The organism is Arthrobacter sp. zg-Y1116 (assembly GCF_024385485.1).
Taxonomy (GTDB): domain Bacteria; phylum Actinomycetota; class Actinomycetes; order Actinomycetales; family Micrococcaceae; genus Arthrobacter_B.
The window spans coordinates 787296-813368 of sequence record NZ_JANFLR010000001.1 but is presented as its reverse complement, the minus strand read 5'-3'; the positions used below and the strand labels follow the sequence as shown (position 1 = coordinate 813368).

Sequence of the window (26073 nt, the reverse complement as noted above, 5' to 3'; positions counted from 1 at the left end):
GATACCGACCGCCTTGTCCTCTGTCTCCGATCAGGCCAGTGGTGAATTACCGCCGGTCAACCGATTCGGCGGATTCGCTGTCGCGAGGAGAACAAGATGATCACGAATCAGCAGGTCGAAGGACTCATGAGCGGTTCGGGCAACGTAGTTGGCTCGAACGGTGACCGTATCGGTTCCGTTGGTACCTTCTACCTGGATGACCAGACCGACGAACCGGCATGGGTCACCGTGAACACCGGCCTCTTCGGCACGTCGGAAACGTTTATCCCGCTCAGTGAGGCAACCGTCGAAGGTGTCGACGTCCTCGTGCCCTACTCCAAGGAAGAGGTCAAGAACGCGCCGCACATCGAAAGCGACGGTTCGATCAGCCCCGAGGAGGAAGTCACGCTCTACCGGTACTACGGCTTCAGCTACGACGACGGTTCTTCGGAATCCGTCTCTGAAACCGACACGATTACCGAGACGCGGGACAGCGGCATGCGGGGCAGCGACATGAGCAGCGGTACCTCCACGGTGTCGGAGAGCCAGAGGTCCGGGACGTCCAGCAGCAGCGGGACGTCCGACCTTTCTTCCAGTTCCTCCAGTTCGGGATCCAGCGGGGACGACTCCATGACCCGTTCGGAGGAGCGCCTGAACGTCGGCACCGAGAACCGGGCGGTGGGCAAGGCCCGGCTGCGCAAGTACATCGTGACGGAGACCGTCACCAAGCAGGTGCCGGTCAGCCACGAGGAAGTGCGGATCGAGCGTGAGCCCATTACGGATGCCAATGCGGGGGATGCCCTGTCAGGTGCCGAACTCACGGAAGACGAGCACGAGGTGACGCTCCATGCCGAGGAGGCTGTGGTTTCCAAGCACACCGAGCCGGTGGAACGCGTCCGCCTGGACACCGAGACGGTGACCGGCACGGAGAGCGTCTCCGAAGAGATCCGCAAGGAGCAGATCGACACGGATGTCAATGATTCCTCCTCCCACGGGAAAAAGTCCGGCGGGTCGGGGTCGGGGTCCGGTTCGGGTTCCTCCGGGTCCACCGGGTCCGGGTCCGGCGGCAGCCGCTAGGTCCTGGCTCTCTTAACACGCACGACGCTTCATCAGCACGACGGCGGGTCCCGGGTTTCCGGGGTCCGCCGTTTTGCTGTGTCCGGTCGGGGGACTGCTTTGTTGCTCCGCTGGACCGGGGCTATTGAGCAGACGAAGGTTTTGCGCGGGCGGCCCGGGGGCACCTGCATCTAGTGGGCAGATAACGGGGTTATCGGGCGGCCATAACCCCATTTACTGCTCAGTCGATGAGTTGTGCAGGCTGGAGTATCCGCAGTGCCAGCACAGCGTCCCACAGGGTGGTGCTGCTGTTGCCTTGTGGGAAATCATCTGCCCCAACGGCACCACCGGATGGGATGTCCTGTCCTGTCCTGCCCCCGGCCCCGGCCCGAAGCCCGGTCCACAGCGGCACCAAAAGCCCTGCCGCTCCGGTGCAGGTGCTAGGTTGGGGCAACTGTCTACGAAGTCCCGGGGGAACCATGAGAAAAACCGCAGCCATTCCGGTCCTGGCCCTGCTGTTCGTCACCGGCTGCAGCGCGGAAGCAACAGAGCCCGAAGCCTCCTCCGCCCCTGCCGCCGCCGCGCCGGCTGCCGGGTCAACAGCCGACACGGTGGCTCTGGACTCGGCAGAGGAAACGTGCCGCAAGCTCCTCGGGACCGACGGTAACGGCCCCCTCTACCGGGCGATCTACTTCGTGAAAGACAACGGTTCAACGTTCGGCTTCGAGGGCTCCGACGGTGCGGGTGCAAGCGCGCTCAACACGGAAGTCCGCGGTATTGCCGACAGCGCCCCGGAGGGTATGGATGCCCTTTTGAAGGAGTTGGCAGCTCCGATTGAAAGCGCCATGCCGGTGGCCGGGGACTCCGGTGCAGCCCTGCACTTCGATATCTATGCCTGGAGAAACGCTGTTTCGGAGATCCTGGCCCAGTGCGCGCCCTATGAGGCCGCGGCCGGCGACGCCGGGGCAGCACCCGATGTGTCAGCTCCGTCCAAAGCGGGCGAGACCAGCGCGGCGTTCCCGGGCTACCCACTGATCGTGAACGCCGCCTCCGTGGATTACCGGGTGGCCGCCTGGTTCGACAGCAAGCTCGTCGACGGGCTGGTGGTTGCGCTGGCGCCGGGGCTGTATGCGGCGTTCGACCCCAACGTTCCTGACCTGTCGTCCTACTACGTTCCGGGCGGCGTGGCCGGGGACCGGGCCATGAAGGCAACCGTCTTTCCCAACTCAGGCGGCGCCGCCAGCTGGTCCGGAGTGAACCCCGGCCCTGAGGAACCGCAGTAGGGCCGGCAGGAGAACCCGCCCGGCAGGGACCGCGCACCTAGGACACCAACCGGGCCGTCCGCTCCAGGACCTCACGGCACGCGAGAATGGCCGGACGCCGGCTCCCCGCCTCCCGGACGGATGTGAAGATGGTCCGCCGCGGCCGGCCCGGCAGATCCAGCAGCCGGACGGTCGGTGTGCGGCCGGTCCACACAAGTTCCGGCATGAGGCCGACGGCGTTGCCGGACTCGATCAGCCGGATCTGCGCCTGCAGGTCAGCCGTTTCATACCGGACGTCCGGTTCGAACCCGGCCTGCCGGCACGCCTGCTCCGCCCAGTGCCGGGAGGCGGCGCCGCGCGGTTCCATGACCCAGGCCCGGGAGGCGGTGTCCGCGATGGAGCGGATGTCCCCGCCGTCCGGGGAATCGGGCACTGCCAGCTGGATGGCGTCCGTGGTGAGCTGCACGCGGTCAAGGCCGGGATGCCGGGGCGCGGCATGCCCGGGGTACTGTTCGGCGATCACCAGGTCGAAATCCCGGGCCCAGGTTTCATACAGTGCGGTTTCGGGTTCGCGCTGGGTCATTTCGATCCGCACCTCGGGATAGTCCCGCCCCAGGATGGTGAGGGCGTCCGGCATCAGGGCCAGTGCCGCCGACTGGAAGACGGCCACCCGGACCGTTCCCGCCACGGTGGTCAGGGACTCGGCCAGATCCGCTTCCGCCCGCTCCATGGCGTCCAGGATCCCGGCGGCGTGGTCCACCAGGATCTCGGCCTGCGGAGTGAGGGTGACCCGGCGTCCGGTCTTCCGCAGCAGGGGCACCCCTACCTCGCTCTCCAGCAGGGCCAACTGCTGCGACACCGAGGAGGGACTGAAGTTCAGGGCCGCGGCAACAGAGGCCAGCGTGCCCCGGACCTTGAGTTCGCGCAGCAGCCGCAGCCGGCGGATATCGAGCACGCGGGCACCTTTCTGATTGGTAAGCAGAGCCAAAGTGTATCGGTCGGAAAAGATCGCTTTATCTAATTGAACAACGGGCGGATACTTGGTCAGTACCTTCGGGGGGATAACTACCTGTTAGATGAAAAGAGCACCGACTAATGACCGATACCTTTGAGGACCGCGCCAGCGCCGACGCCGCCCCCAGCGCCGGGCTGGCAGAGCAGTCCGTAGCCCTCGTCCGCCGCTGGCTGACCGAGGCCTCGGCCGTCCCCGTGGACGCCTCCGCCGCGCAGCTGGCCGGCGTGCTGAAGGACCCGGACGGCCTGGGCTTCACCGTGGGCTTCGTCGACGGCGTCGTGCGCCCCGAAGACATCCGCGTCGCAGCCCGCAACCTCGCCGCCCTGGCCCCCCGCGTCCCCGGCTTCCTGCCCTGGTACATGCGCGCGGCCGTGCGTGCCGGCGGCATCCTCGGCCCGGTGGTCCCGCAGATTGTCATTCCCGCCGCCCGCAAGGTGCTGCGCGAAATGGTCGGGCACCTGATCGTGGATGCCACGGACGCGAAGCTGGGCAGGGCCATCGCCGGCATCCGCAAGGACAACACCCGGTTGAACATGAACCTCCTCGGCGAGGCCGTCCTCGGCCAGCACGAAGCAGCCCGCCGGCTGGAAGGCACCCATGCCCTCCTGGCCCGCGACGACGTCGACTACGTCTCCATCAAGGTTTCCTCCACCGTGGCGCCGCACTCCCCGTGGGCGTTCAACGAGGCCGTGCAGCACGTCATCGAATCCCTGACCCCGCTCTTCCGCCGGGCCGCGCAGTCCCCGGTGAAGAAGTTCATTAACCTGGACATGGAGGAGTACAAGGACCTGGAGATGACCATGGCGGTCTTCACCGGAATCCTCTCGCAGCCCGAGTTCAAGGACCTCGAAGCCGGCATCGTGCTCCAGGCCTACCTCCCGGACGCCCTTTCGGCCATGATGCGCCTGCAGGAATTCGCTGCCGCCCGCCGCGCCGACGGCGGTGCCGCCATCAAGGTCCGCGTGGTCAAGGGCGCCAACCTGCCCATGGAACAGGTGGAAGCCTCCCTGCACGGCTGGCCGCTGGCCACCTGGCACACCAAGGCGGACAGCGACACCAACTACAAGCGCGTCATCAACTACGCCCTGCACCCGGACCGCATCAAGAACGTGCGGATCGGCGTCGCCGGACACAACCTGTTCGACGTCGCGTTCGCCTGGCTGCTGGCCGGGGAACGCGGCGTGCGGGACGGCATCGAATTCGAAATGCTGCTCGGCATGGCCGCCGGCCAGGCCGAGGTGGTGCGCCGCGACGTCGGCAGCCTGCTGCTCTACACCCCGGTAGTGCACCCCGCGGAATTCGACGTCGCCATCGCCTACCTGATCCGCCGGCTGGAGGAAGGCGCCAGCTCGGAGAACTTCATGTCCGCCGTGTTCGAACTGGCTGACAACGAGGCATTGTTCGAACGCGAGAAGCTGCGCTTCCTGGCCTCGCTGGAGAACCTGGACACCGCCGTTCCCGCCCCGCACCGCGTGCAGGACCGCAACCTTCCCGCCGTGGCTGCCGCTACGGACAGCTTCGACAACACCCCGGACAGCGACCCGTCGCTGCCCGCCAACCAGGCCTGGGGCCGGGGCATCCTCGCCCGCGTCCCCGGTTCCGAACTGGGCAAGGCCGCCGTGGCCGCTGCCGCCGTCGGCACCGAGGCGGAGCTCGACGCCGTCATCAACACCGCCGTCGCCAAGGGCAAGGCATGGGGTGCACTCAGCGGTGCCGAACGCGCCGAGGTCCTGCACCGCGCCGGCGAAGTCCTCGAGGTACGCCGTGCCGATCTGATGGAGGTCATGGCCGCCGAAACCGGCAAGACCCTGGACCAGTCGGACCCCGAGGTTTCCGAAGCCATCGACTTCGCGCATTACTACGCAGAGCTCGCCCGCGAACTCGACAACGTGGAGGGCGCCCGCTTCGTACCGGCCCGCCTGACCGTGGTCACCCCGCCGTGGAACTTCCCGGTAGCCATCCCGGCCGGTTCAACCCTCGCCGCCCTGGCCGCCGGGTCCGCCGTCGTTATCAAGCCCGCCCGCCAGTCCGCGCGAAGCGGTGCCGTCATGGTGGAAGCGCTCTGGGAAGCCGGCGTTCCGCGCGACGTCCTGCAGCTCGTCCAGCTGGGTGAAAACGAACTCGGCCGCCAGTTGATCTCCAACCCGGCCGTGGACCGTGTGATCCTGACCGGCGGCTACGAGACCGCCGAACTGTTCCGCTCCTTCCGCCCCGACCTGCCGCTGCTGGCCGAAACCTCGGGCAAGAACACCGTGATCGTCACCCCGAGCGCGGACTTCGACCTCGCCGCCCGCGACGTCGCGGCGTCCGCCTTCGGGCACGCCGGGCAGAAGTGCTCCGCCGCTTCGCTGGTGATCCTGGTCGGTTCCGTGGCCAAGTCGCCGCGCTTCCGGAACCAGCTCGTGGACGCCGTCCAGTCACTGAAGGTCGGCTACCCCGAAGATCCCACTACGCAAATGGGCCCGGTCATCGAGCCCGCCGCCGGCAAGCTCCTCAAGGGACTCACCGAGTTGGGCGAAGGCGAAACCTGGCTGCTGAAGCCGGAACAGCTCGACGAGAGCGGCCGGCTGTGGAGCCCGGGCATCCGCACCGGTGTCCGCCGCGGCTCCGAGTACCACCGCACCGAGTACTTCGGCCCGATCCTGGGCGTTATGACCGCAGCCACCCTCGAAGAGGCCATCGACATGGCCAATGACATCGACTACGGCCTCACCGCCGGGCTGCATTCCCTCGAGCCGGCGGAAATGGACGTCTGGCTGAACCGCATCCAGGCGGGCAACCTGTACGTGAACCGCGGCATCACGGGCGCCATCGTCCGGCGCCAGCCGTTCGGCGGCTGGAAGAAGTCCGCCGTGGGCGCGGGCACCAAGGCCGGCGGCCCGAACTACCTGATCGGCCTGGGCAACTGGGAAGCCGTCAACGGCACCTCCGACGAGGCAGCCGCCGAGCTGCCCGCCGCCGCGCCGGCAGCACGCCTTGTCGCTGCCGCCGAATCCGCAGGCTCGGCGTTCACCGCCGACGACGCCGCGTTCCTCCGCCGCGCCGCCAACAGCGACGCCCGCGCCTGGAACGGCGAGTTCGGCACCGCCAAGGACGTGTCCGCCCTGTCCGCGGAGCGGAATGTCTTCCGCTACGTACCCGTTCCGGTGACTGTCCGCCTCGCCGAAGGCCAGCCGGCGGCCCTGCTGGTCCGGGTCCTGGCCGCAGCGCTGACCGCCGGATCGGCAGTCACCGTGTCCACCGCCGTCGACCTCCCGGCCGGCCTGCGGGCCGTCCTGACCGAACTCGGACTGCAGTTCCGGGTTCAGGACGACGCCGCGTGGCTGGCTTCCGCTGCTTCGCTGACGTCCGGGCGGATCCGGCTGATCGGCGGCTCCGTGCAGGCGCTGGCCGAAGCCACCGGCGGAACCCCGGACATTGCCGTCTATGCCCAGCCCGTCACCGAGTCCGGCCGCCTGGAGCTGCTGCCCTTCCTGCATGAGCAGGCCGTCAGCATCACCGCGCACCGCTTCGGAACGCCGAACTTCCTCTCGGACGCCCTGATCTAGGCGTTCACCGGAGGTTCGGAATCCGACGCCGAGCGGGAAGCACGCAGCAGGAAACGCTGCAGCTTCCCGCTCGGCGTTTTTGGCAGCTCCTCCACGAAATGCACCGCCCGCGGATACGCATGGGCGGCATACTGCGTCTTGACCAGCTGCTGCAGTTCCGCCGCCAGCTCGGGGGAGCCGGAGCCGGAGCGGAGCACCACGTAGGCCTCGAGCCGTTCTCCGCGCAGCTCGTCCGGAACCCCGATCACGGCACTCTCCGCTACCTCCGGGTGCGTGGCCAGCACGGATTCGACCTCGAACGGGCCGATCCGGTAGCCGGCCATGATGATCACATCGTCATCCCGGGCGGAGAAGTAGGTGTACCCGTCGGCATCGCGTGAACCGGTGTCTCCGGTGTAATACCAGCGGCCGTCGCTGCTGTAGCGTTCGGCGGTTTTCTCCGGGTTGTCCGTGTACCCGCTGAACCACATCAGCGGGCTGGCCGGAACGTCAATGGCCACCCGCCCCTTCTCGCCGGACGCGGCAGGGGAGTCCTCTTCCAGCGACAGCACTTCGGTGCGGTAGCCGGGCAGGGCGTGGCCCATCGAGCCAGGCCGGATCTCGCGGGACACCGAGTCCTCCCAGCCGTTCACAATGCACATCCCCATTTCCGTCTGCCCGTAGTGGTCCCGCACCGCGGTACCCAGGCAGCGCGTGGCCCAGCTGATGGTTTCCGCGTCCAGGGGCTCACCCGCACTGGAGGCGCGCTGCAGCGCCAGGGGGCCGACGCCGTCGGGCGCCTCGGCCCGGAGCGAGCGGAAAATGGTGGGCGCCGCGGCGAAGTTCGTAACGCGGAACCGGTCCAGCACCTCCCAGCACAGCTTCGCGCTGAAGCTGCCGCGCAGCAGCAGGTTCCGGCGGCCCGCCGCCAGCGGAGCGAGGATCCCGTAATACAGGCCGTAGGCCCAGCCCGGATCGGCGGCGTTCCAGAAGACGTCCCCTTCCTGCACGTCCAGTCCGTAGTGGAAGTAGGCGGAGAACGCTTCGAGCGCCGAAACCGGCACCGTCACGCCCTTCGGTGCGCCGGTGGTGCCCGACGTGAAGATTTCCACGAGCACCTCCTGCGGGTCCAGGACTGCCGCCGGCATTCCCGGCTGTTCGGCGGAGAGCAGCTGTGTCCAGTCCAGGGCATCCGCGGCGCCCGCGGTGTCCAATCCGCCGGCGTCCGTGCCGGCGCCAGTGCCGGCGGCCAGGACCGTAAGGCCCAGTTCCGGCACTAGGGGTGCCACCTTGGCCAGCTGGTTTTCGTCGGCCACCACCAGCCGGGCACCGCTGGCGGCCAGGCGTACGGAAATGGCCGGCGTGGCAAAAGCCGTGAACAGCGGCACGTGGACGGCGCCCAGGCGCCACAGACCCAGCAGCACCGTCACCAGGTCACCGCTCTTGCCCATCAGGGTTGCCACCCGGTCCCCGCGGCGTACCCCCAGCCGGGCGAAGGCTGCAGCGGCCCGCTCGGAGCCCGCCTGGAGTTCTCCGTAGGTGAGGTCGGTGGCGGAAAGGTCCTGCTCAATGACGGTGAAGGCAACAGAGTCAGCGGGATGCCGGTCGCACAGCAGTGCGGCGGGCGCCACCGGTTCCTGGACAGTGAGGGGGTTGAACATCTTATGCGGCTCCGTTCCATCAAATGTGCCGTGGATCACTCCCCGGCCGTAATCTCCATGCTAGGCCGACGCCGGCTTCGCCGGAGACATTGTGTCCTCACCGGGCAGCGGCCCATGATGGGGATCGAACGCCATGGGGCCGGCGGGGACGGGCCGGGACCGGCAGGACAACCGGAAGGCGGAACCATGGAGCAGCTGCTCATCGGGAAGAACGCGGTGATCTACGGCGGAGGGGGAGGCATCGGCGGCGCCGTGGCGCAGGCCTTCGCCCGGGAAGGTGCGCGGGTCTTCCTCGCAGGGCGCACGCCGGAGCCGCTCGAGGCCGTGGCGGATCGGATCCGGCATGCCGGGGGAACGGTGGAGACGGCACTGCTGGATGCCACCAATGAGCGGGCGGTTCGCGAACATGCGGACGACGTCGCGGCCGCGGCCGGCAGCCTCGATATCTCCATGAACGTGATCCAGCACGGGGACGTGCAGGGAACGCCCATGGCCGAGATGTCCGTCGCCGACTATCTGCGGCCGGTCGCCACCGCCGTCCAGACCTTTTTCCTGACCTCGCAGGCGGCCGCGAGGCACATGATGCGCCAGCGCTCCGGGGTGATCCTGGTGTTCGGCGGCTCGGGGGACCCGGTGCCCGGCCTGTACCTGGGCGGACTGCAGACCGCCTTTGAAGCGATGGAATCCATGCGCCGCCAGCTTTCCAGCGAACTGGGGGCCTACGGGATCCGGGTGGTGACCCTGCGCAGCGGCGGCGTTCCGGAAACCCTGCCGGAAAACATGGAAGGCGCCGGCGAGATTGCCGACGCCATGATTCGCTCCACCATGCTGGGCCGCGCTGCCACGCTGGAGGATGTGGGCTACGCAGCGGCCTTCGCTGCTTCGGACCGGGCCGCCAGCATGACCGCCGCAACGCTGAATATCAGCGCCGGCGCCCTGATTGACCGGTGACCGCAGCAGGGGGTGCGGCTACAGCTTCCAGAGGCTGAAATCGTCCATGCTGGCCGCAGTCCGTTGACCGGTGGACTCATCGCGGATCCAGACGGTGGACAGGCCCGGGGCCGTGTCCTGGACCTCGCCGTGGAAATAGGTGGTGCCGCCGCTGCGTGCTTCAACGATGTCTCCGCGGCGGAGGGAACGGATGCTGCGCACGCGCTTGGCACGTGCTGTCTTTTTGGGGGAGTGGGTATCGGCTACCGGCAAAAGGCATCTCCTCAATTAGTTGATACTTACACTAACGAGCGCTTGGCCGTTAAATATTCCCGTTCGCGCATGGACCACTGACCGGCGGGCGGTCCGCCGGGTAGGATTCGGCCATGGATATCGTGGATTTCCTGGTCATCCGCTTCCAAGAAGACATCTCCGAGGCCCGCAAACTACTGGCATCTTCCGACGTTTCGCTCTCGGACCGCTGGTATGAGGAGCGGCTGCTGAAGGAATGCGAAACCAAGCTCATGCTCATCGAGATCATCGGAGGTGCCCGCCGCCATGCACTTTCACGCATGGTCGTGGACCCCGACGACGATCCCCAGTTCCGTGAGGAGCTGGAGTGGACCACGTTGGCGCTGTCCGCCCTCGCCGCCGTGCACGAGGACCATCCGGAGTTCCAGGACAACTGGCGCCTGACGCAGGAACGCCCTTAGCGGTACGTTCGCTGCCAGCGATGGAAGAACGTGCGGCGTTGTCCTGCGGGCCATAGATTGGTTCCATGAGTGAAAAGCCAAAAGCCCCGTCCGCCCGCCCTGATCCGGACGCCGCCGGCCTCCTCCGCCAGCTTGCCGACTTTCACAAGGTAGCCACCACCTTCACCGGCTGGGACGGTTCCGAGCAGCAGGTATCCGACTCCACGCTGCGCAGCGTCCTCTCCGCACTGGGCCTGGCCGTCGAATCGGAACAGGACCTGGAACGGTCCCTCGCAGAGTCAAAGGCGGCCGCCTGGAAGCGCCCGCTGCCGCCGACCGCCGTCGTGCGCCAGGGCAAGCCCGGCAGCGTGCCCGTCCACCTGCCGCCGGGCAGCACCGCAAAACTGACCCTGCGGCTGGAAGACGGCTCAGAGCAGGAACTCGCCTGGCCTGAGCAGCCCGAGGAGGAACGGGACATCGACGGCTCGGCCGTGGCACGCACCCTGGTTCCCCTGCCCGAGGGGTTGGAGCTGGGCTGGCACACGCTCGAAGCGGCAAGCGGCGACATCTCCGCCACTGCCGTTCTGGTGGTCACCCCTGACCGGCTCGACACCGCGGACAAGCTGGAAACCGAGCGCGCCTGGGGGGTGCAGGCCCAGCTTTACTCGGTCCGCTCCTCCCGGTCCTGGGGGATCGGGGACCTCACCGACCTGGCGGATCTCGCCGCCGTCGCCGGCACGGATTACGACGCCGGGTTTGTCCTGATCAACCCGCTGCACGCCGCGGAACCCGTCCCGCCGATTGAGCCGTCCCCGTACCTGCCCACCACCCGGCGGTTCTTCAACCCGCTGTACATCCGGGTGGAAGCCGTGCCGGAATACGCGTACCTGACCGACGGCCAGCGGCAGGCCGCTGAAGAGGCGGCCCGATCCCTGTACCCGGCCAACACCTCCGCGGCGGAACTGGACCGCGACGCCAGCTACGCGGCCAAGCTGCGCGTACTGCAGGACGTGTACCAGGTGGAACGCAGCCCGAGCCGGCAGAAACAGTTCGACGCCTTCAAGGCCGACGCCGGGCAGGGCCTGGAGAACTTCGCCCGCTGGTGTGCCCTGGCCGAGGAACTGGCCCCCGGCGCACCGGAGTGGGCCGAGGCCACGGGCCCGGACAGCGACTACGTGATCAGCCGGCTGCCCCGGCTGCAGGAACGCATCGACTTCTTCAAGTGGCTGCAGTGGATCTGCGACGAACAGCTGGAGGGCGTGCAGCTGGCAGCGAAGAAGGCAGGCATGGGGATCGGCGTGATCCACGACCTCGCCGTGGGCGTGCACCCCAGCGGCGCCGATGCGTGGATGCTGCGCGACGTGCTGGCCTCCGGCATCTCCGTCGGCGCGCCGCCGGACATGTTCAACCAGCGCGGCCAGGACTGGAGCCAGCCGCCGTGGCACCCCGGACGGCTGGCCGACTCCGGCTATGCCGCCTACCGGGACATGATCCGCACCATCCTCCGGCACGCCGGCGGCATCCGGGTGGACCACATCCTGGGCCTGTTCCGGCTCTGGTGGATCCCGCAGGGTGCCGGATCCCCGGGCGAGGGCGCGTATGTCTACTACGACCATGAGGCGATGATCGGCATCCTCGCGCTGGAAGCGCAGCGGGCCGGCGCCGTCGTTATCGGTGAGGACCTGGGCGTCTTTGAGCCGTGGGTCCAGGAGTACCTCGGGGAGCGCGGGGTGCTGGGCACCTCCATCCTGTGGTTCGAGCAGACCGAGGACGGCCCGCGCGATCCGGAGGAATACCGGGTGGGCGCCCTGACCAGCGTGAACACCCATGACCTCCCGCCGACCGCCGGCTACCTGGCCGGTGAACACGTGAACCTGCGCGAATCCCTTGGCCTGCTCAACCGTCCGGTGGAGGAAGAGCGGAAGGCAGACAGTGAGGGGCAGGAAGCCGTCCTGAATGCGCTCCGGCAGCGCGGGCTGCTGCCCGAATCCGCCTCCGAACAGGTGGCCGGCCAGATGCACGGCGAGGAAGTGCAGCAGACGGTGGAGGCGCTGCACGAATTTATCCTGCAGACGCCGTCGGTGCTTCTCGGCGTGGCCCTGGCCGACCTGGTGGGAGAGAAAAAGACCCAGAACCAGCCGGGGACCGCCGATGAGTATCCGAACTGGCGGATTCCCCTCTGCGGTCCCGACGGCGAGGCGGTGCTGTTGGACGACCTGGAACAGAACGAAAGGTTCCGTTCCCTGGCGGCCCTGATGCAAAAGGGGATCTAGGCTTATACCCCGCCACCCCGCCCCCGCCCCTCGCCCCCGCCTCGCCGGCGGGCGTTGCGTCGGGCGTTGCGGTGGCCACGGTCAAGCGCCGGTGCGGTGGTCTGCTTTGCGGACCACCGCACCGGTTTTTTGTGCGCTCCCTGGGCCGCTGCCGGTATGCGGGAACAAATACTGTTGACATTCTCAACGATCCGGGGTGACATGGAGCCAGCCACCGGCACGGGTTCAGGGAGCCCGGTCCGGGTAACGGCCAGGGCACCACTCTTACCACCACAATGAAGAGGTAGGTCATGAGGAACACGATCACCAGGAAACTGTCCACGGCTGCGGCAGGCGGAGTTCTGCTGGCACTGGCTCTGACGGGCTGCTCCGGCGGTTCGACCTCCGGATCCGACGCCGAGTCGTCGCCGTCGGGCAGCGAAAGTTCCGGCAGCGGTGAACTTCAGCAGGTAGTGGTGGGGGTGTTGTCCATCGCGCCGTCCTCGGCTATGCAGTACGGCATCGATGAAGGCATTTTCGAGAAGCACGGGCTGGAGATCGAGCTCCAGCGCGGCACCGGCGGGGCAGCCATGCTGCCGGCGGTCTCCACCGGCGACATCCATTTTGCCGTGGGTAACCCGCTGTCGGTCATGGTGGCCAAGGACAAGGGCCTGGATATGAAGATCGTGTCCGGGTACTCCAATTCCCTCGCCGAAGGCGATGACATCAACGGTGTGGTGGCCCGCGCGGACTCCGGGATCACGTCCTTCGCCGATCTGGAAGGCAAAACCACCACCGTCAACGCGGTCAATACCCAGGGCGATCTGACCATCATGGAAAGCGCCGCCCTGGCCGGCGCCGATCCGGAGCAGCTCAACTTCAACGAGCTGCCGTTCCAGGATATGGAAGCCGCGCTCGAGCGAGGCAATACGGACGCGGTCTGGCTGCCCGAGCCTTTCCTGAGCCGCGCCCTGGCCAATCCCGACTACGTCCTGGTTGGCTATCCGAACCAGGAAGCGGTCGCCGGGATGCCTACGATGGTCACGTTTACCTCCGGCCGGTATGCGGACGAAAATGCGGAAACCGTCACGGCCTTCAAGGATGCCGTCACCGAAACGCTCACCTCTGCGCAGGCCAACGTCGACGACGTCCGCGCCACCCTTCCGACGTTCATGGGGATGGACGCGGCAGTCGCCGAGAACCTGAAGATGGAGGAGTTCGACGGCGAACTTCGAAGCGACGAGCTGGATGACCTGGGCGCACTCATGCTGAAGTACGAGTTTGTGGCAAAGGAACCGGACGTCGATGCCATGACGGTGCAGTAGCACCATGGAGAATCAGGGGCTGGGATCCTGGATACACCGCCGGCACCTGAAGTCCGCCGGCCGGACTGCACTGGTCTTCCAGGGCCGGAACATCAGCTACACGGAGCTGGACGAGCGGATCAACCGGCTGGCACAGGCGCTGCGTGCCTCCGGCGTGGACCACGGCTCCCGGGTGGCTTTCCTCGGGGATAACCATCCCGCATTCCTGGAGACGTTTTTTGCGGCCGGAACGCTGGGTGCCGTCTTCGTTCCGTTGAACACCCGGCTGGCGCCGCCCGAAATTCAGTTTGCGCTGCTGGATTCGGGCAGCTCGGTACTGGTGTACACCGGTGCGCTCGCCCGGCTGGCGCAGCTGGGGTCGGCCGGCACCTCGGTGACGGTTCGGCTGGAGGTGGCCGACGGCGCCGCCCCGGCCGACGGTCCGGTAGCGGCCGGAGCGGGCGGAGAAGGAGTGTCCGATTTCGACGCCGTGATCGCCGCGGCGTCGCCGGACCGGCTGGACCTGCCGGTTGCGGGAGACGACGGGGCGATGATCCTCTACACCTCCGGCACCACCGGCCGGCCCAAAGGCGCCCTGCTGTCCCACGCGAACCTGGCCTGGAACTGCTACAACGTGCTGGTCGACTACGACGTGTCCGGGACGGAGGTCGCACTGATGATCTCCCCGATGTTCCACGTCGCGTCCCTGGACATGGGCGTGCTGCCGGTGCTCCTCAAGGGCGGCACCGTGGTGCTGGAAACCCGGTTCGAACCGGGCCGCACACTTGCCGCGATTGAACAGTATGCAGCCACCTACATCAGCGGCGTGCCCACCACCTACCAGATGCTGTGCGAGCATCCGGACTGGGACAAGCGGGACATCAGCTCGCTGACCACCATCACCTGCGGCGGATCCGCAGTGCCGCTCCGGGTCCTGGAGGCCTATGAAGCCCGCGGCCTGTCCTTCTCCAACGGTTACGGAATGACTGAAACGGCCCCGGGCGCCACGGCGCTTCCGGCCGCCCGATCGAGGGAAAAGGCCGGTTCCGCCGGATTGCCGCACTTCTTCACCGACGTTCGGATCACGGGTCCGGACGGCGGGGTGCTCCCGGCGGGAGAGGTGGGGGAGATCCAGATTTCCGGACCCAACGTCATCCGCTCCTATTGGAACCGGCCCGACGCCACCGCGGAAGCCTATGCCGACGACGCATGGTTCCGGTCAGGGGACATGGGCTATTTCGACGACGACGGGTACCTGTTCATCTCCGACCGGCTGAAGGACATGATCATTTCCGGCGGAGAGAACATTTATCCGGCCGAGGTCGAGCAGGTTATTGCGGAGCTGGAAGCCGTGGCTGCCGTTGCCGTGATCGGGGTGCCGGACAGCAGATGGGGCGAAGTCCCCCGCGCGGTCATCAGCCTGCGGGAGGGATACGCGCTGACGGCCGAGGAAGTGCAGGAACACCTCTTCGGCCGCCTGGCACGGTACAAAGTGCCGCGCACGGTGACGATGGTCGAGGACTTTCCCCGAACGGCGAGCGGAAAGATCCGCAAGGCCGAACTGCGCCGGCAATATCCGGACTGACTGCAGCACAAATGAAAGCACAAATGAAACAGGCGGGGAGCCGATGCTCCCCGCCTGCCGCTGTGATGCTCCCCGCCGGGGCTACTGCTCCAGCTTCATGGCCTTGCGCAGCGTCAGCGAGCCTCCGCTCTGCAGGACGGCCCGCCGGTAGATCTTGGCGCCAAAGCCCAACAGTGCGTAGGCCGCGGCCAGCGCAATGGCCAGCGATGCGAAGGTCTGCCACAGCGGCACCTCCGAGCTGAGCATCCGCACGGGCATCGCCACGGAGGAAATCACCGGCACGAACGAGGCGATGACCAGCAGCTGGCCCTTGGCAAACATCCCGGCAAACAGGGCGGCGAAGATGATTGCCATGACCGGGGTGGAACTGCTGTTCAGGTCCTCGGACCGGCTGGCCATGGCCCCGAGCATTGCCCAGCCGGCGGCCAGGATCAGGAACCCGACGAGGAAGAAGACCAGGAACCAGCCGGACACCGGAATGATGGAGCCCACCATGTCCGCCGTTCCGGTCAGGTTCAGCGCCAGCAGGGCTGCCCCGCCGTACAGTGCCAGCTGCACCACGGCCAGGACGGTGTTGCCGATCACCTTGCCGTAAAGGAGCTGGCGGATGGGAATGGCGGTAGCCAGGATTTCCACCACCCGGTTCTGCTTCTCCTCCAGCACGGAGGTGGCAATCGCCATGCCGAAAATGATGGTGGCCATATAGAAGAGGAAGCTGAACGCGAAGCCGACGACGGCGGCGATCCCGGCCTGCTCGGCGTTGCCTTCCAGCAGCGCTTCTTCCAGCTCGCTGCCGGCGGTCAGTTCCGCCGCCGTTGTGCCGGCCGCTGCGGCGTTGGCACTGAGGACATAGCTTGTCAGGGCCTCGGAGACCGGCCCGCGGATCCCGGAACCGATTTCGTCCTTTCCGGTCAGGGTCCAGCTGCCGTTCTCCGCTTGGATCAGTGCGGCATCGGCCTCCTCGTCGCGGACCAGCTGCAGGGCAGCCTCGGGGGAGTCTGCCGTTACGGCTTCGAAGGAGGTGTTCCCGTCGCCTTCCTGTCCGGCGGCATCCGCAGCGGTGATGATTTCGGCGGCGGCGGAATCTGCCACGGCCACCGTATGGTCCGAACCGCGCGAGGACATGTAGGCGTTGAAGAGGACGCCGCCCACGATCAGCAGCAGGGTCACCAGCGTGGAGAGCAGGTAGGTGCGGTCGCGCATCTTGACCATGACTTCGCGCAGCGTCACGATGGCCCAGGCGGGCGTGTTGTCAGGGGTTTCCGGAGCTCGCCCGGGCTTGGCCACGGGGGTTCGGGTTGCGGTGCTCATGCTGTCACCTCACGGTAGATGTCGCTCAGGGACGGACGGATGGGGGCGAATTCCTGTACCGTGCCGCGGGAGAGGGCGGCGGCCAGGGTGCGCTGGGCGTGGGCGTCGTCGTCGAACTCCACGAGCGCGGAGGGGCCGGCGACGTCGATGACGGTGAGCCCGGTTTCCTCGCGCAGCCAGCCGGCGTCGGGAGAGACCGTGATGCGGTGCCGACGGGGTGCCGTGGCGCGAAGCTCGTCGCCGGTTCCGGCGGCCATAAGGCGGCCGCCCTGCAGGACCACCAGGTTGTCGCAGAGCCGGTCCACCAGGTCCAGCTGGTGGCTGGAGAACAGGACCGGCACACCGGCGGCGGTGCGTTCGCGCAGCAGCTCCACCATGGAGTCGACGGCGACGGGGTCCAGCCCGGAGAACGGCTCGTCCAGGATCAGGGCGGTAGGCCGGTGCAGCAGCGAGGCGGCGATCTGCACGCGCTGCTGGTTGCCCAGGGAGAGCGATTCGAGCTTGTCCTTGCTCCGGTCGGCCAGGTTAAACCGGTCCAGCAGTTCCATTGCCTCACGGCGGGCAGAGGACTGGCTCATCCGGTGCAGCTGGCCGAGGTAGACCAGCTGGTCGATGATTGGCTGCTTGGGGTAGAGGCCGCGTTCTTCGGGCATGTACCCGAACTGGGCGCGCTGGGCGGCGGTCACGGGGGACCCGTCCAGCAGCACTTCGCCGGACGTGGCGGTCAGGACTCCCATGACCATGCGCATGGTGGTGGTCTTGCCTGCGCCGTTTGCACCCACGAAGCCGGTCATACGGCCGGACGGAATGTCGAACGTGACGTCGTCGACGGCGGTTTTGTCCCCGAAGCGTCGGGTGAGATTGCGGACCTGCAGCATGTGCTGCTCCTTCCCCGGAAGAGGCCGGGCCTAGTGATGAACTTCTGCTTCGAGCTTAGGCAAAAGAGCAGCACGGCGGATCGGCCGCGGGATGGAACCTTCCCGGGTCAGCCGGCGGCCGGCTTGTCCCCCGGGAGGATGAGGCCGGACTCATAGGCGAACACCACTGCCTGCACCCGGTCCCGGACCTGGATCTTGCTCAGCAGGTTGGAGACATGGGTCTTGACGGTCGCCTCGGCCACGAACATCCCCGCGGCGATCTCGGCATTGCTCCGGCCCGCGGCAACATTCACGAGCACTTCGCGCTCGCGGGAGGTCAGCGAGTCCAGGAGTTTCTGCTGCTGGGCGGACCCCGACGGCGGGCGGGTTCCGACGGCGGTGGCCGGGGCAGCGGTTGGGTGGCCGGTTGGCAGGGCAGCGGCACCGGCGGCCTCGGCATGCAGCTGCCGGGCGAAGCGTTCGATGACCCGCACCGTCATTTCCGGTGCCAGCAGGGCGTGTCCGCCGGCGACGGCGTGCACCGCCGCCACCAGGTCATCCGGATCGGAGTTCTTCAGCAGGAAGCCGCTGGCGCCGGCGCTGATGGCATCAAAAAGGTAGTCGTCGCGTTCAAAGGTGGTGAGGATGATGACCTTCGCGGTGCCGGCCTGCACTACCTGCTCGGTGGCCCGGATCCCGTCCAGGACCGGCATCTGCACGTCCATGAGGATGATGTCCACGGGGTGTGCCGCAGCAAATGCCACCGCCTCGGCGCCGTTGGCGGCCTGGCCCACCACCTCGATTTCGTCCTCCACGGAGAGCATCATGGCAAAGCCTGCCCGCAGCAGGGCCTGGTCATCAGCCAGCAGGACCCGGATCGGTTCCATTACTTACGTTTTCCCTTTCGAAGGAGTTCTGCCGGCCCGCAGCATGCGGCCTTCGGCAACCACGGTAACGGTCAATGGAGCGGAAACCGGACCCGGACGCGCCAGCCGCCGCCGGACCGCGGTCCGATTTCGGTGGTGCCGCCGTGCAGGTCTGCCCGTTCCCGGATGCCCCGGATGCCGAACCCGGAGCCGGCGGTGCTGCCGGTGCGCGGCCGGCCGTTGTCCACGGTCTCCACCTCCGCCCAGCTCTTGCCGGTCCCCGTGGTGCCCGTGCGGAGGGCGACGACGGCGGAGCCTGCGGTGGAGTGCCGGCGGACGTTGGCGAGGGACTCCTGGACGGTGCGGTAAATCGAGAGGCCCAGCGGTGCGGGGACCCGGTCCAGCGAGCCGGGTACATCTTCGGACCGGTGATATGACACGGACAGGCCCAACTGCTCGTGCTCCGCCACCAGGGCCGGGAGGTCCGCCAGGCCGGGCTCCGGGGTGCGCCGCGCGCCGCCGTCGGACTCCGACCCCGGTTCCTCACCGGCGCGGAGTACGCCCAGCAGGGACCGCATCTGTTCCACTGCTTCGCGGGAGGAGGCTTCAATGGTCTGCAGGGCGCCCGCGGTGGCCTCGGGTTTCTTCTCCAGCACCCGCCGGGCCGCGCCGGCCTGGACGCCGATCACCGCTATGTGGTGCGCGACGACGTCGTGCAGCTCCCGGGCGATGCGCAGCCGTTCATCCAGCACCGCCTGCCGGGCCAGTTCCGTCGCCTGGAGTTCCAGCTGGGCGGACTGTTTGACCAGCAGTTCGCGCTGGTGCGCACTGCGCCAGGCACTCATGCCGAACATGATGGCCCCGCCGAAGAAGGCAGCGTTGATTGCCAGGTTGTAGAGGGCCAGGGACGCCAGCGGCGGCAGGAAACCGCGGTAGGAGTCATCGCCCTCCATGATTCGTTCCAGCATGCCGTCGTAGGCGGAGGAGACGGTGAAGGAAAGGATCACCCACAATGCCATCACGGCAATAACCACGGTGGTGCCGAGCCAGAGTATCCGGCGGTCCTTCGCCCAGGCCACGGCGGTGTAGAGCGAGGCGAAATAGGCCGCCTGGAAGCTCGTCTGTGTGGCGACCATGGGCACCAGCAGCCCCAGGCCCAGGAACACGGCGCTGCAGATCAGCATGACGGCCACCGGGTATCGTCGGCGCACCACCAGGGGCAGGATGATCAGGGCCAGCGCCAGATGCTGGAACCAGATGGGCCCGGTTTCCCCGGCCAGGGCACCGATGCCGCGGCTCACCTCCATAACGAGCGCGGAGATCAGCAGCAGGATGATCGTTCCGATGACGTCGTGGCGCTGCTGCGTGCGGGTGGGTCCCGGGCGTTCCCAGTCCTCCCCGGTGCGCCAGGGGAGCCGGGCGAGCCAGCCGGGCCGGGTCCGTGCGTTCCGTGCCGGGCCGGCGTCGGCCGTGTCGAAGGCCATGGTCTCGATCATGCTGCCCAGTCTAGGAGCTGCACCGCGGGCAGGGGGTCCGCCGCAGGGATGAACGACCTGCGGCGGATGAAGCGCACTCCTTGCCAGGAGCCCCGTTCACCGCCGTCGTCGGGCCGGAACCGGTGCGGTTGGGGCCGTCCCCCCTGTGCTGGAGCGAAAGGAGTGATTTACTGCGTAGGTAGCGGCAGTCCGAACGGCAGCCGGCCATCAGCGTAGATGACAGGACTTCAAGCATGTTTGTACAGGAAGCACAGGCGATCCTGCCTGATCTGGTGGCCCTGCGGCGGGAGCTGCACCTGGATCCGGAGACCGGGATCAACCTGCCCCGGACGCAGGAAAAGGTCCTCGCCGCCCTCGAAGGGCTGGACCTGGAAATCACCCTGGGGGTGAAGACCACCTCCGTGGTCGCCGTGCTGCGCGGCGCCGAGCCCGGTCCCACCGTCCTGCTGCGCGGGGACATGGACGCGCTGCCGGTAAGCGAACTGACCGATCTGGACTATGCCTCCACCAACGGATCCATGCATGCCTGCGGGCACGACCTGCACGTCGCGGGCCTGGTGGGGGCCGCCCGGTTGCTCTGCGCCCAGCAGCAGGACCTCTCCGGCAACGTGATCTTTATGTTCCAGCCGGGGGAGGAGGGCCACGACGGTGCAAGCCTGATGCTCGACGAGGGGGTGCTCGACGCCGCCGGGGAACGTCCCGTAGCCGCCTACGGCATCCACGTCCGGCCCGGACCGCTGGGAGTCTTCCGCACCAAGCCCGGCACGCTGATGGCCGGCGCGAACGAACTGCGGATCACAGTGAAGGGCTCCGGCGGGCACAGCTCCCAGCCGCAGACAGCCATTGATCCCGTGCCCGCGCTGACCGAAATCGCGACGGCGCTGCAGACCATGGCCACGCGCCGGTTTTCCGCCTTCGACCCGATCGTGCTCACCGTGACCCAGCTTTCCGCAGGGGAGGCAATCAATGTCATTCCGGATACGGCCAGCCTCGGCGCCTCGGTCCGCACCCTCTCGGAGGAATCCCTGGACCGGGTGATCGTGGAGTCCAAGGCGCTCGCCGAGGGCATTGCCGCCGCGCACGGCTGCAGTGCGGAGGTGGACTTCACCATCCGCTACCCCGTTACCTGCAACGATCCTGACCGGACCCGGGAAGCCGTCACCGGGCTGCGGGAGATCTTCGGCGAGGACCGGGTGCTGGAATCCCGTGACCCGCTGATGGGATCGGAGGACTTCTCCCTGGTGCTCAACGAGGTCCCCGGGACCTTCATCTTCCTCGGTGCGACGCCGCCGTCGGTCAATCCGGTCACCGCTGCCTGGAACCATTCACCGCGCGTGGTCTTTGACGACTCGGTGCTGGGGGACCAGGCGGCCGCTCTGGCGCAGCTGGCCTACAACCGGCTGACTTGAGCTGGGCTGAGCTGCCGTTGACTGCGCCCCTGCCCCGGCCCGGGCAGGGGTGTTAGCGTCGGGACCATGTCTGCCATCTCGAAGGTCCTTGCCCTTGCCTCCCGCCCCGCGCCGCCGACGTCGAAACCCCGCCGCATCGGCGCCGTTGCCCTCGGTTCGTTCCTGGCCTTCGCCGGGACCTCGCACCTGACCTTCGTCCGGCAGGAATTCCAGGCCCAGGTGCCGGACTGGGTTCCGCTGAACGAGGATGCCGTGGTGCTGCTCTCCGGCGTGGCCGAAATCAGCCTGGGCGCGGCGCTGATCCTGCTGCGGAAACGCCGGGTGCCGGTTGGGCTGGCCGCCGCTGCGTTCTTCATTGCGATCTTCCCGGGCAACATTTCCCAGTACGTCACCCACACGGACGCGTTCGGCCTGGATTCGGACCGCGCCCGGCTGGTGCGGCTGTTCTTCCAGCCGCCGCTGGTGCTGTGGGCGCTGTGGTCCACCGGGGCGTGGAAGGAACTGCGGGCGGCGCTGAAGGGCTAACCCGGCGGGTCAGGGCGCGGCCTGTTGCATCCTGGCGCGGCGTTTCTCTTCCCGAGCCGCCGCCTTCGCCTGCAGCAGCCGGGCCTTCTCCTTCTCCCGCCGCCGTTTGTCCCGACGGCGGGAGCGCCGTGCCCGGCGTCGTTCCTCGTTCCGTTCCTCGAGCTCGAATTGGGCCGCCTCCCACTCCCGATACCACCGCGGCAGCAGGAGGGGTCGGAGGAACTTCGGCAGGAAGTAGATATGGATCATCACCACGGTCATGCAAAACACGGCGGGAGCCAGCATGAGCCCACGCGTCACACCGGGGTCCACGCCGAGCACCTCCAGTCCGAGGAGAATGTCCACCGCGGTCATGGGCAGCCCCGCCCAGAACATCATGAATCCCAGCCGGGAGTGCTTTGCCGTTGAAGGGTAACTGGACGGACCTGCCCAGGACGTCCAACGGCCGGAATATGCGAGGATGCCCGCCGTGAGCAGGACCGGACCGGCGCATATTGCGAGGGCAGCGAATGCAATGACGGCAAACTGCGGTGGGGAGTCCATGGCGATCACTCTAGGGGACAGGGTTCGGGGTTAAAGTGCCTTTCCCTTACAGATGGGTCTCGCCTGCCGAATGTATATAGGGGCGTGCACCCGAAAGCGGTCGCGCGTGCGGCGGCGGTGTGCACACCCGCCTCGATCCGCACCAGCGAAAAGACCCACGAATGTCGCAGCAGCACGCCAGTCAGTCCACCCCGGAGCAGCCACCGGTTGGAGGACCAGAAACCGCAGAGATGCTTACTGTCGGCTCAGTACCTCCTCCGCCACCTGCGCCGGATGCCGATACCCCAGCGTCCCCGCGGGGTAGGAAAGCACGAGGAGACCGGCGCACGGCCACGAACCCTGTGGACAAACCACTGGTGGACCGACAGGTGGCGAAGCGTAAAGCCGCACGGATCTGGCTAGCGGCCGCCGGCGTCGTACTGCTTGCCGGCGGCGCTGTAGGTGGACATTTCCTGACCGACCCGACCCGGAGCGAGGAATACATCGCGCTCTCGGAAGAATCGGCGCAGCGCCAGTCGATGCTCGAGAAGTCCCAGGACGACTACAACGTCATGAAGGAGGACTACAACAAGCTCTCCAGCGGCATATACGCCCGGGAGCTGAAGGTAGGGGAGCGGGAAGAAGCTGCCGCAAAGGCCGAGGCCGATGTGGAAAAGCGCGAATCTGCCGTCACCGCCGCGGAGAAGCAGAAGGCAGCCGACACCATCAGCGACGGCACCTGGACGGTGGGCACCAACGTTTCGCCGGGGACGTATACAACCGCGGCCGACGTCGGCTCCAGCTGCTACTGGGGAATCTACAGAAGCGGTTCGAACGGTGACGACATCCTGCAAAACGATCTGCCAGGCGGAGGCCGTCCCACCGTCACCCTGTCCGAGGGCCAGGACTTCAAGTCCAGCCGATGCGGCAAGTGGGAGAAGCAGTAATGACGCAGGAAGACGCAACGAACCCGGGTCCGCAGAACCCCGCCGACAGCACGGAGAGTGCGCGGATGAAGCCTATGCCGCCGCTGCCTCCAGCCCCTCCAGCACAGTCCGGGCCGCCCGCGCAGTCCGGGACCGGACCGGTGAATCCCGCGGCACTGCCGTTCGGTATGACGCCGTACCCGCCTACCGTCCAGTTGCCGCCGTCCCGGCGGAACTACGCATTGTTCGCCGGTGCTGGGCTTGTTGTCGGTCTGGGTGCTGGGCTCCTGCTCGCGCAGATTGACTTGCCCTCCAACTCCACCGCTCTGGTTGACGCTGTGGAGCTCTGCGATCTCACGGACCAGTCGGGTATCGCCCTTGGCGACGAGGGGCAGAGCTTGACGATGTCCGGTCAGGGTAACGAGACCTTCGGTTATGGAGCCGAATTCGCAGATATCCAATGTGTGCTGGCCGCCATTGATATGCCTGACAGTGTGAGCAGCAGGTTGGGGAATACCCGGGCACTGGACGGAACTCAAACTGCTCAATGGGGTGAGTTCTCCACCTTTTGGAACTACCACCCGGATGACGGCATGAACGTGACCGTTGAGGTTGTTGGCGAAAAGTAGCCGAGCCGTTCACCAGGCCCGGACCGGCCTCAACCGACCGACGGAATCTGAGGTGCTGAGGCACCAGGGCGAGTCGAGAAGCGTCCCCTGCGGGATCCGCAGGGGTCGCTTCTGTACTATCAACGGACTGGGGGAGCGGCCGCTGCCCTGCCAACTACTGGGGGACTCACGCCGTGCACATTCCGGAAATACTCACTGAAGAACAGACCGACAATGCAGTCACGCTGCTCAGCAACTACTACACCCAGCTCGGTTCCAAGGGTCGGGTCCGCACCGGGGCCCGGTTCGACACCTGGGCCGGAGGTGGAGACGCACCCGACGTCGTGAACACCATCACGGCCGATGACATGCTCGCCGCCTCGTTCCTCTCCGTCCGCTTTTCCCCGAGAGCTTCCATTGGCATCCTTGAGACGCGCTGCGAAGACATCACCGCACTGCTTGCCCAGATCCCCGTTGATCTGGACCTGACGGCCCTCAGCCGCGACGAGGTGGAGAAGTTCCTCGGTGAAGATGGCCCGGCCTGGCAGCTCTGGAACATCCTCCGCGGAAAGGATCTTCAGAAGAAGGAAAAATGGGGGATTGGACCAACCAAGGCGAGCAAGCTGCTGGCCCGGAAGCGTCCCCGACTGATCCCCATCTGGGACTCAGTGGTGAAGAACGAGACGAAGCTGAAGGGCTCCCTGACCCAGTGGGATGACTGGTACGAGGCGCTCACCCAGGACGGCGGCGCCCTCGCCCTCCACCTCGATGAAATCCAGCGCCGCGCAGAGCTCCCACACCCCGTTTCCCGGCTCCGCGTCATGGACGTGGTCCTGTGGATGCACGGCACCGGCGGCGGAGTGCCCCAGCCTCCGGCCGGCGAAGACGAAGAGGCTTAGCTCTCAGCGTGCGTCTGTTGTACAAATACCGGGGTTATCCCCACGGAGAAGCCCCGGTATCTGTACAACCGGCGCGGAGAAGCCCCGGTATCTGTACAACCGGCGCCGCCCGCACTATGAACGCGTGCGGGCCCATGAATCGCGTAGACATACCCACCTAATGGGGCTCCTGCTTCCGGTGTGACAACAGCTGGCCGCACAGTGATTGGGAAATCCCAGGAAACGCCGCCTTCCGTACGGCTGACGCCGCCTGAGAGCAGCTCGGCAGCATCGCCTGCCGGCGGAAATCCGGATCGAATAACTTAACGCAGACAACGATGGGGGACGAATGACAATGAACAGGCTGCTCACCGACGAGGAAGTGTTCGCAGAGCACCGGCGGCTCCTGGCCCGTGGGGAGAAGCGATTCCTTCATCGGACGGAGTTTGGCAATCTGCAGAGCTACGCCTCGGATGAACTCGGGTTCCGACCCGACGGTGCTCCGCCGTCGGATCACCCCACTTCCTGGGTGCGGGGGGTGATCCTCCTCATCATGTATGCCGTATTCATTCTCTTTTTCGCCGGTGTTGGCCTTTTCCCGTCAGACGACTGGATCTTGAGAGTCCTCGCGGCGATTCTCGTTGCGGTGATGCTCGGTTGTTCTTTCCGGCTCGCCGCGGCGACGCGAAAGGAATTCCGGGCCGCGAAAGTGCGGAAGCAGCGCGGGCTTCCGAGGCCCGGCCGCCAGGGTGTGGTTGCCCTGCCGGACGTTGTCGATGGGCGTTTCGGTTTCCGGCACTGACCGGACGCCGCCCGCTGCGCAGGGGTCCTCGTCGCCCGCTGCGCAGGGATCATCTTCGCCGGGGCGCGAAGAATCGGTTGCCGTAAATCCGGTGTACAGATAACGGGCTTATGCCGGCCGAATAACCCCGTTATCTGTACACCGGACGAGGCTTAGCCCCGTTATCTGTACAACCGACGCCGCCCGCACGTTCATAGTGCAGTAGATGCTGCCCGCGGGCCGGTGAGGGGGCACCTACTGCACTATGAACCGGTCCAACCGCTGAACCGCCACAGAAAATCCCGCCCAGTGGTGCTCCTGTTCCTGGTGTGACAACAGCTGCCACAAGGGTCCCAGAGAGTGTGGGAATCCAGTTGGGCTGGCCCATCGGTGCTGCCTTCTGTACAGCTGATGCGGCCTGGGGCTGCGGCGGACAGCATCAGCTGTACAGAAGGTGAGGCCTATCGGGAAGCCGGCACTCCGAAGGCCCCCAAGCCCGCACTCCGAAGGCCCGGAAGCCGGCCCACTCGCCGGCCCCCACCCGCCCCCAGGCCCCGCCCGCCTGTTGCAAAAACATCACGTTGTACGGGTTTGGAGCTTCTCGGAGCGCTTTGTGAAGCAGGTAACGGTA

At 67.0% G+C, this 26073-nt stretch carries 22 protein-coding genes; 14 read left to right on the top strand and 8 right to left on the bottom strand.

Annotation, left to right across the window (positions count from 1 at the left end):
- The first annotated feature begins 96 nt into the window (after window positions 1-96).
- Window positions 97-1056 (top strand): DUF2382 domain-containing protein, encoded by a 960-nt coding sequence (locus NNX34_RS03770; protein WP_255765184.1) that lies wholly within the window; start codon window positions 97-99, stop codon window positions 1054-1056.
- Window positions 1057-1514: 458 nt separating this feature from the next.
- Window positions 1515-2318: a hypothetical protein gene (locus NNX34_RS03765; RefSeq protein WP_255765183.1), complete on the top strand. Its 804-nt coding sequence runs from the start codon at window positions 1515-1517 to the stop codon at window positions 2316-2318.
- Between the two features lie 37 nt (window positions 2319-2355).
- On the opposite strand, the gene NNX34_RS03760 is transcribed toward NNX34_RS03765, so the two are convergent.
- Window positions 2356-3252 (bottom strand): LysR substrate-binding domain-containing protein, encoded by an 897-nt coding sequence (locus NNX34_RS03760; protein WP_255765182.1) that lies wholly within the window; start codon window positions 3250-3252, stop codon window positions 2356-2358.
- Window positions 3253-3392: 140 nt separating this feature from the next.
- Between NNX34_RS03760 and NNX34_RS03755 the strand changes: the two genes are divergently transcribed.
- Window positions 3393-6860, top strand: a complete 3468-nt coding sequence (locus tag NNX34_RS03755) for a bifunctional proline dehydrogenase/L-glutamate gamma-semialdehyde dehydrogenase (RefSeq protein ID WP_255765181.1) — start codon at window positions 3393-3395, stop codon at window positions 6858-6860.
- Here NNX34_RS03755 and NNX34_RS03750 read toward each other — a convergent pair.
- Window positions 6857-8500 carry an AMP-binding protein gene (locus NNX34_RS03750; protein WP_255765180.1) on the bottom strand — a complete coding sequence of 548 codons (1644 nt, stop codon included), beginning with the start codon at window positions 8498-8500 and terminating at the stop codon, window positions 6857-6859. The genes NNX34_RS03755 and NNX34_RS03750 overlap by 4 nt on opposite strands.
- A 186-nt stretch (window positions 8501-8686) precedes the next feature.
- Between NNX34_RS03750 and NNX34_RS03745 the strand changes: the two genes are divergently transcribed.
- Window positions 8687-9451, top strand: a complete 765-nt coding sequence (locus NNX34_RS03745; RefSeq protein WP_255765179.1) for an SDR family NAD(P)-dependent oxidoreductase — start codon at window positions 8687-8689, stop codon at window positions 9449-9451.
- An 18-nt stretch (window positions 9452-9469) separates the two neighbouring features.
- Here NNX34_RS03745 and NNX34_RS03740 read toward each other — a convergent pair whose 3' ends face one another.
- Window positions 9470-9703, bottom strand: coding sequence for a hypothetical protein (locus NNX34_RS03740; RefSeq protein WP_255765178.1), 234 nt, complete (start codon window positions 9701-9703; stop codon window positions 9470-9472).
- A gap of 113 nt (window positions 9704-9816) precedes the next feature.
- Here NNX34_RS03740 and NNX34_RS03735 point away from each other — a divergent pair, with 113 nt between their 5' ends.
- From NNX34_RS03735 to NNX34_RS03720, 4 genes are all read left to right on the top strand, one after another.
- Entirely contained in the window at window positions 9817-10143 is a 327-nt protein-coding gene (locus tag NNX34_RS03735; protein WP_255765177.1) for a DUF6221 family protein, read from the top strand.
- Between the two features lie 65 nt (window positions 10144-10208).
- The gene (gene malQ / locus NNX34_RS03730; protein ID WP_255765176.1) at window positions 10209-12395 is read left to right on the top strand and encodes a 4-alpha-glucanotransferase; all 2187 of its coding nucleotides are present in this window, start codon (window positions 10209-10211) and stop codon (window positions 12393-12395) included.
- Window positions 12396-12685: 290 nt separating this feature from the next.
- Entirely contained in the window at window positions 12686-13699 is a 1014-nt protein-coding gene (locus NNX34_RS03725) for an ABC transporter substrate-binding protein (protein ID WP_255765175.1), read from the top strand.
- 4 nt (window positions 13700-13703) lie between these two features.
- Window positions 13704-15263: a long-chain fatty acid--CoA ligase gene (locus NNX34_RS03720; protein ID WP_255765174.1), complete on the top strand. Its 1560-nt coding sequence runs from the start codon at window positions 13704-13706 to the stop codon at window positions 15261-15263.
- Between the two features lie 81 nt (window positions 15264-15344).
- Here the strand turns inward: NNX34_RS03720 and NNX34_RS03715 are convergent, their stop codons facing one another.
- The 4 genes from NNX34_RS03715 to NNX34_RS03700 form a co-directional block, all read right to left on the bottom strand.
- Window positions 15345-16574: an ABC transporter permease gene (locus NNX34_RS03715; protein ID WP_255765173.1), complete on the bottom strand. Its 1230-nt coding sequence runs from the start codon at window positions 16572-16574 to the stop codon at window positions 15345-15347.
- Window positions 16571-17452, bottom strand: coding sequence for an ABC transporter ATP-binding protein (locus NNX34_RS03710; RefSeq protein ID WP_255765172.1), 882 nt, complete (start codon window positions 17450-17452; stop codon window positions 16571-16573). Before NNX34_RS03710 ends, NNX34_RS03715 begins: the two co-directional genes overlap by 4 nt.
- A gap of 107 nt (window positions 17453-17559) precedes the next feature.
- The gene (locus tag NNX34_RS03705; protein WP_255765171.1) at window positions 17560-18318 is read right to left on the bottom strand and encodes a response regulator transcription factor; all 759 of its coding nucleotides are present in this window, start codon (window positions 18316-18318) and stop codon (window positions 17560-17562) included.
- A 71-nt stretch (window positions 18319-18389) separates the two neighbouring features.
- Window positions 18390-19793: a sensor histidine kinase gene (locus NNX34_RS03700; protein ID WP_255765170.1), complete on the bottom strand. Its 1404-nt coding sequence runs from the start codon at window positions 19791-19793 to the stop codon at window positions 18390-18392.
- Window positions 19794-20026: 233 nt separating this feature from the next.
- On the opposite strand from NNX34_RS03700, the gene NNX34_RS03695 reads away from it, so the two are divergent.
- Together NNX34_RS03695 and NNX34_RS03690 are read left to right on the top strand one after the other, a co-directional pair.
- Window positions 20027-21202, top strand: coding sequence for a M20 family metallopeptidase (locus tag NNX34_RS03695; RefSeq protein ID WP_255765169.1), 1176 nt, complete (start codon window positions 20027-20029; stop codon window positions 21200-21202).
- A 66-nt stretch (window positions 21203-21268) separates the two neighbouring features.
- A complete protein-coding gene (locus NNX34_RS03690; protein WP_255765168.1) occupies window positions 21269-21727 on the top strand; it encodes a hypothetical protein in 459 nt (152 codons plus the stop codon).
- Window positions 21728-21736: 9 nt separating this feature from the next.
- Here NNX34_RS03690 and NNX34_RS03685 read toward each other — a convergent pair whose 3' ends face one another.
- On the bottom strand, window positions 21737-22270 hold the full coding sequence (locus tag NNX34_RS03685; protein WP_255765167.1) for a hypothetical protein: 534 nt from the start codon (window positions 22268-22270) through the stop codon (window positions 21737-21739).
- Between the two features lie 368 nt (window positions 22271-22638).
- Here NNX34_RS03685 and NNX34_RS03680 point away from each other — a divergent pair, with 368 nt between their 5' ends.
- From NNX34_RS03680 to NNX34_RS03665, 4 genes are all read left to right on the top strand, one after another.
- The gene (locus NNX34_RS03680; RefSeq protein ID WP_255765166.1) at window positions 22639-23196 is read left to right on the top strand and encodes a hypothetical protein; all 558 of its coding nucleotides are present in this window, start codon (window positions 22639-22641) and stop codon (window positions 23194-23196) included.
- Window positions 23196-23804 (top strand): hypothetical protein, encoded by a 609-nt coding sequence (locus NNX34_RS03675; RefSeq protein ID WP_255765165.1) that lies wholly within the window; start codon window positions 23196-23198, stop codon window positions 23802-23804. The genes NNX34_RS03680 and NNX34_RS03675 overlap by 1 nt, the downstream gene beginning before the upstream one ends.
- Window positions 23805-23977: 173 nt before the next feature.
- A complete protein-coding gene (locus NNX34_RS03670) occupies window positions 23978-24682 on the top strand; it encodes a DUF6308 family protein (RefSeq protein WP_255765164.1) in 705 nt (234 codons plus the stop codon).
- A gap of 334 nt (window positions 24683-25016) precedes the next feature.
- The gene (locus tag NNX34_RS03665) at window positions 25017-25463 is read left to right on the top strand and encodes a hypothetical protein (protein ID WP_255765163.1); all 447 of its coding nucleotides are present in this window, start codon (window positions 25017-25019) and stop codon (window positions 25461-25463) included.
- Window positions 25464-26073: the final 610 nt, after the last annotated feature.

Excerpts from the sequence above, each read along its gene's own strand:
- NNX34_RS03770 (WP_255765184.1), top strand. The coding sequence starts at position 97 with ATGATCACGAATCAGCAGGTCGAAGGACTCATGAGCGGTTCGGGCAAC.
- NNX34_RS03765 (WP_255765183.1), top strand. The coding sequence starts at position 1,515 with ATGAGAAAAACCGCAGCCATTCCGGTCCTGGCCCTGCTGTTCGTCACC.
- NNX34_RS03755 (WP_255765181.1), top strand. The coding sequence starts at position 3,393 with ATGACCGATACCTTTGAGGACCGCGCCAGCGCCGACGCCGCCCCCAGC.
- NNX34_RS03750 (WP_255765180.1), bottom strand. The coding sequence starts at position 8,500 with ATGTTCAACCCCCTCACTGTCCAGGAACCGGTGGCGCCCGCCGCACTG.
- NNX34_RS03745 (WP_255765179.1), top strand. The coding sequence starts at position 8,687 with ATGGAGCAGCTGCTCATCGGGAAGAACGCGGTGATCTACGGCGGAGGG.
- NNX34_RS03735 (WP_255765177.1), top strand. The coding sequence starts at position 9,817 with ATGGATATCGTGGATTTCCTGGTCATCCGCTTCCAAGAAGACATCTCC.
- malQ (WP_255765176.1), top strand. The coding sequence starts at position 10,209 with ATGAGTGAAAAGCCAAAAGCCCCGTCCGCCCGCCCTGATCCGGACGCC.
- NNX34_RS03725 (WP_255765175.1), top strand. The coding sequence starts at position 12,686 with ATGAGGAACACGATCACCAGGAAACTGTCCACGGCTGCGGCAGGCGGA.
- NNX34_RS03720 (WP_255765174.1), top strand. The coding sequence starts at position 13,704 with ATGGAGAATCAGGGGCTGGGATCCTGGATACACCGCCGGCACCTGAAG.
- NNX34_RS03715 (WP_255765173.1), bottom strand. The coding sequence starts at position 16,574 with ATGAGCACCGCAACCCGAACCCCCGTGGCCAAGCCCGGGCGAGCTCCG.
- NNX34_RS03710 (WP_255765172.1), bottom strand. The coding sequence starts at position 17,452 with ATGCTGCAGGTCCGCAATCTCACCCGACGCTTCGGGGACAAAACCGCC.
- NNX34_RS03705 (WP_255765171.1), bottom strand. The coding sequence starts at position 18,318 with ATGGAACCGATCCGGGTCCTGCTGGCTGATGACCAGGCCCTGCTGCGG.
- NNX34_RS03700 (WP_255765170.1), bottom strand. The coding sequence starts at position 19,793 with ATGATCGAGACCATGGCCTTCGACACGGCCGACGCCGGCCCGGCACGG.
- NNX34_RS03695 (WP_255765169.1), top strand. The coding sequence starts at position 20,027 with ATGTTTGTACAGGAAGCACAGGCGATCCTGCCTGATCTGGTGGCCCTG.
- NNX34_RS03690 (WP_255765168.1), top strand. The coding sequence starts at position 21,269 with ATGTCTGCCATCTCGAAGGTCCTTGCCCTTGCCTCCCGCCCCGCGCCG.
- NNX34_RS03685 (WP_255765167.1), bottom strand. The coding sequence starts at position 22,270 with ATGGACTCCCCACCGCAGTTTGCCGTCATTGCATTCGCTGCCCTCGCA.
- NNX34_RS03675 (WP_255765165.1), top strand. The coding sequence starts at position 23,196 with ATGACGCAGGAAGACGCAACGAACCCGGGTCCGCAGAACCCCGCCGAC.
- NNX34_RS03665 (WP_255765163.1), top strand. The coding sequence starts at position 25,017 with ATGAACAGGCTGCTCACCGACGAGGAAGTGTTCGCAGAGCACCGGCGG.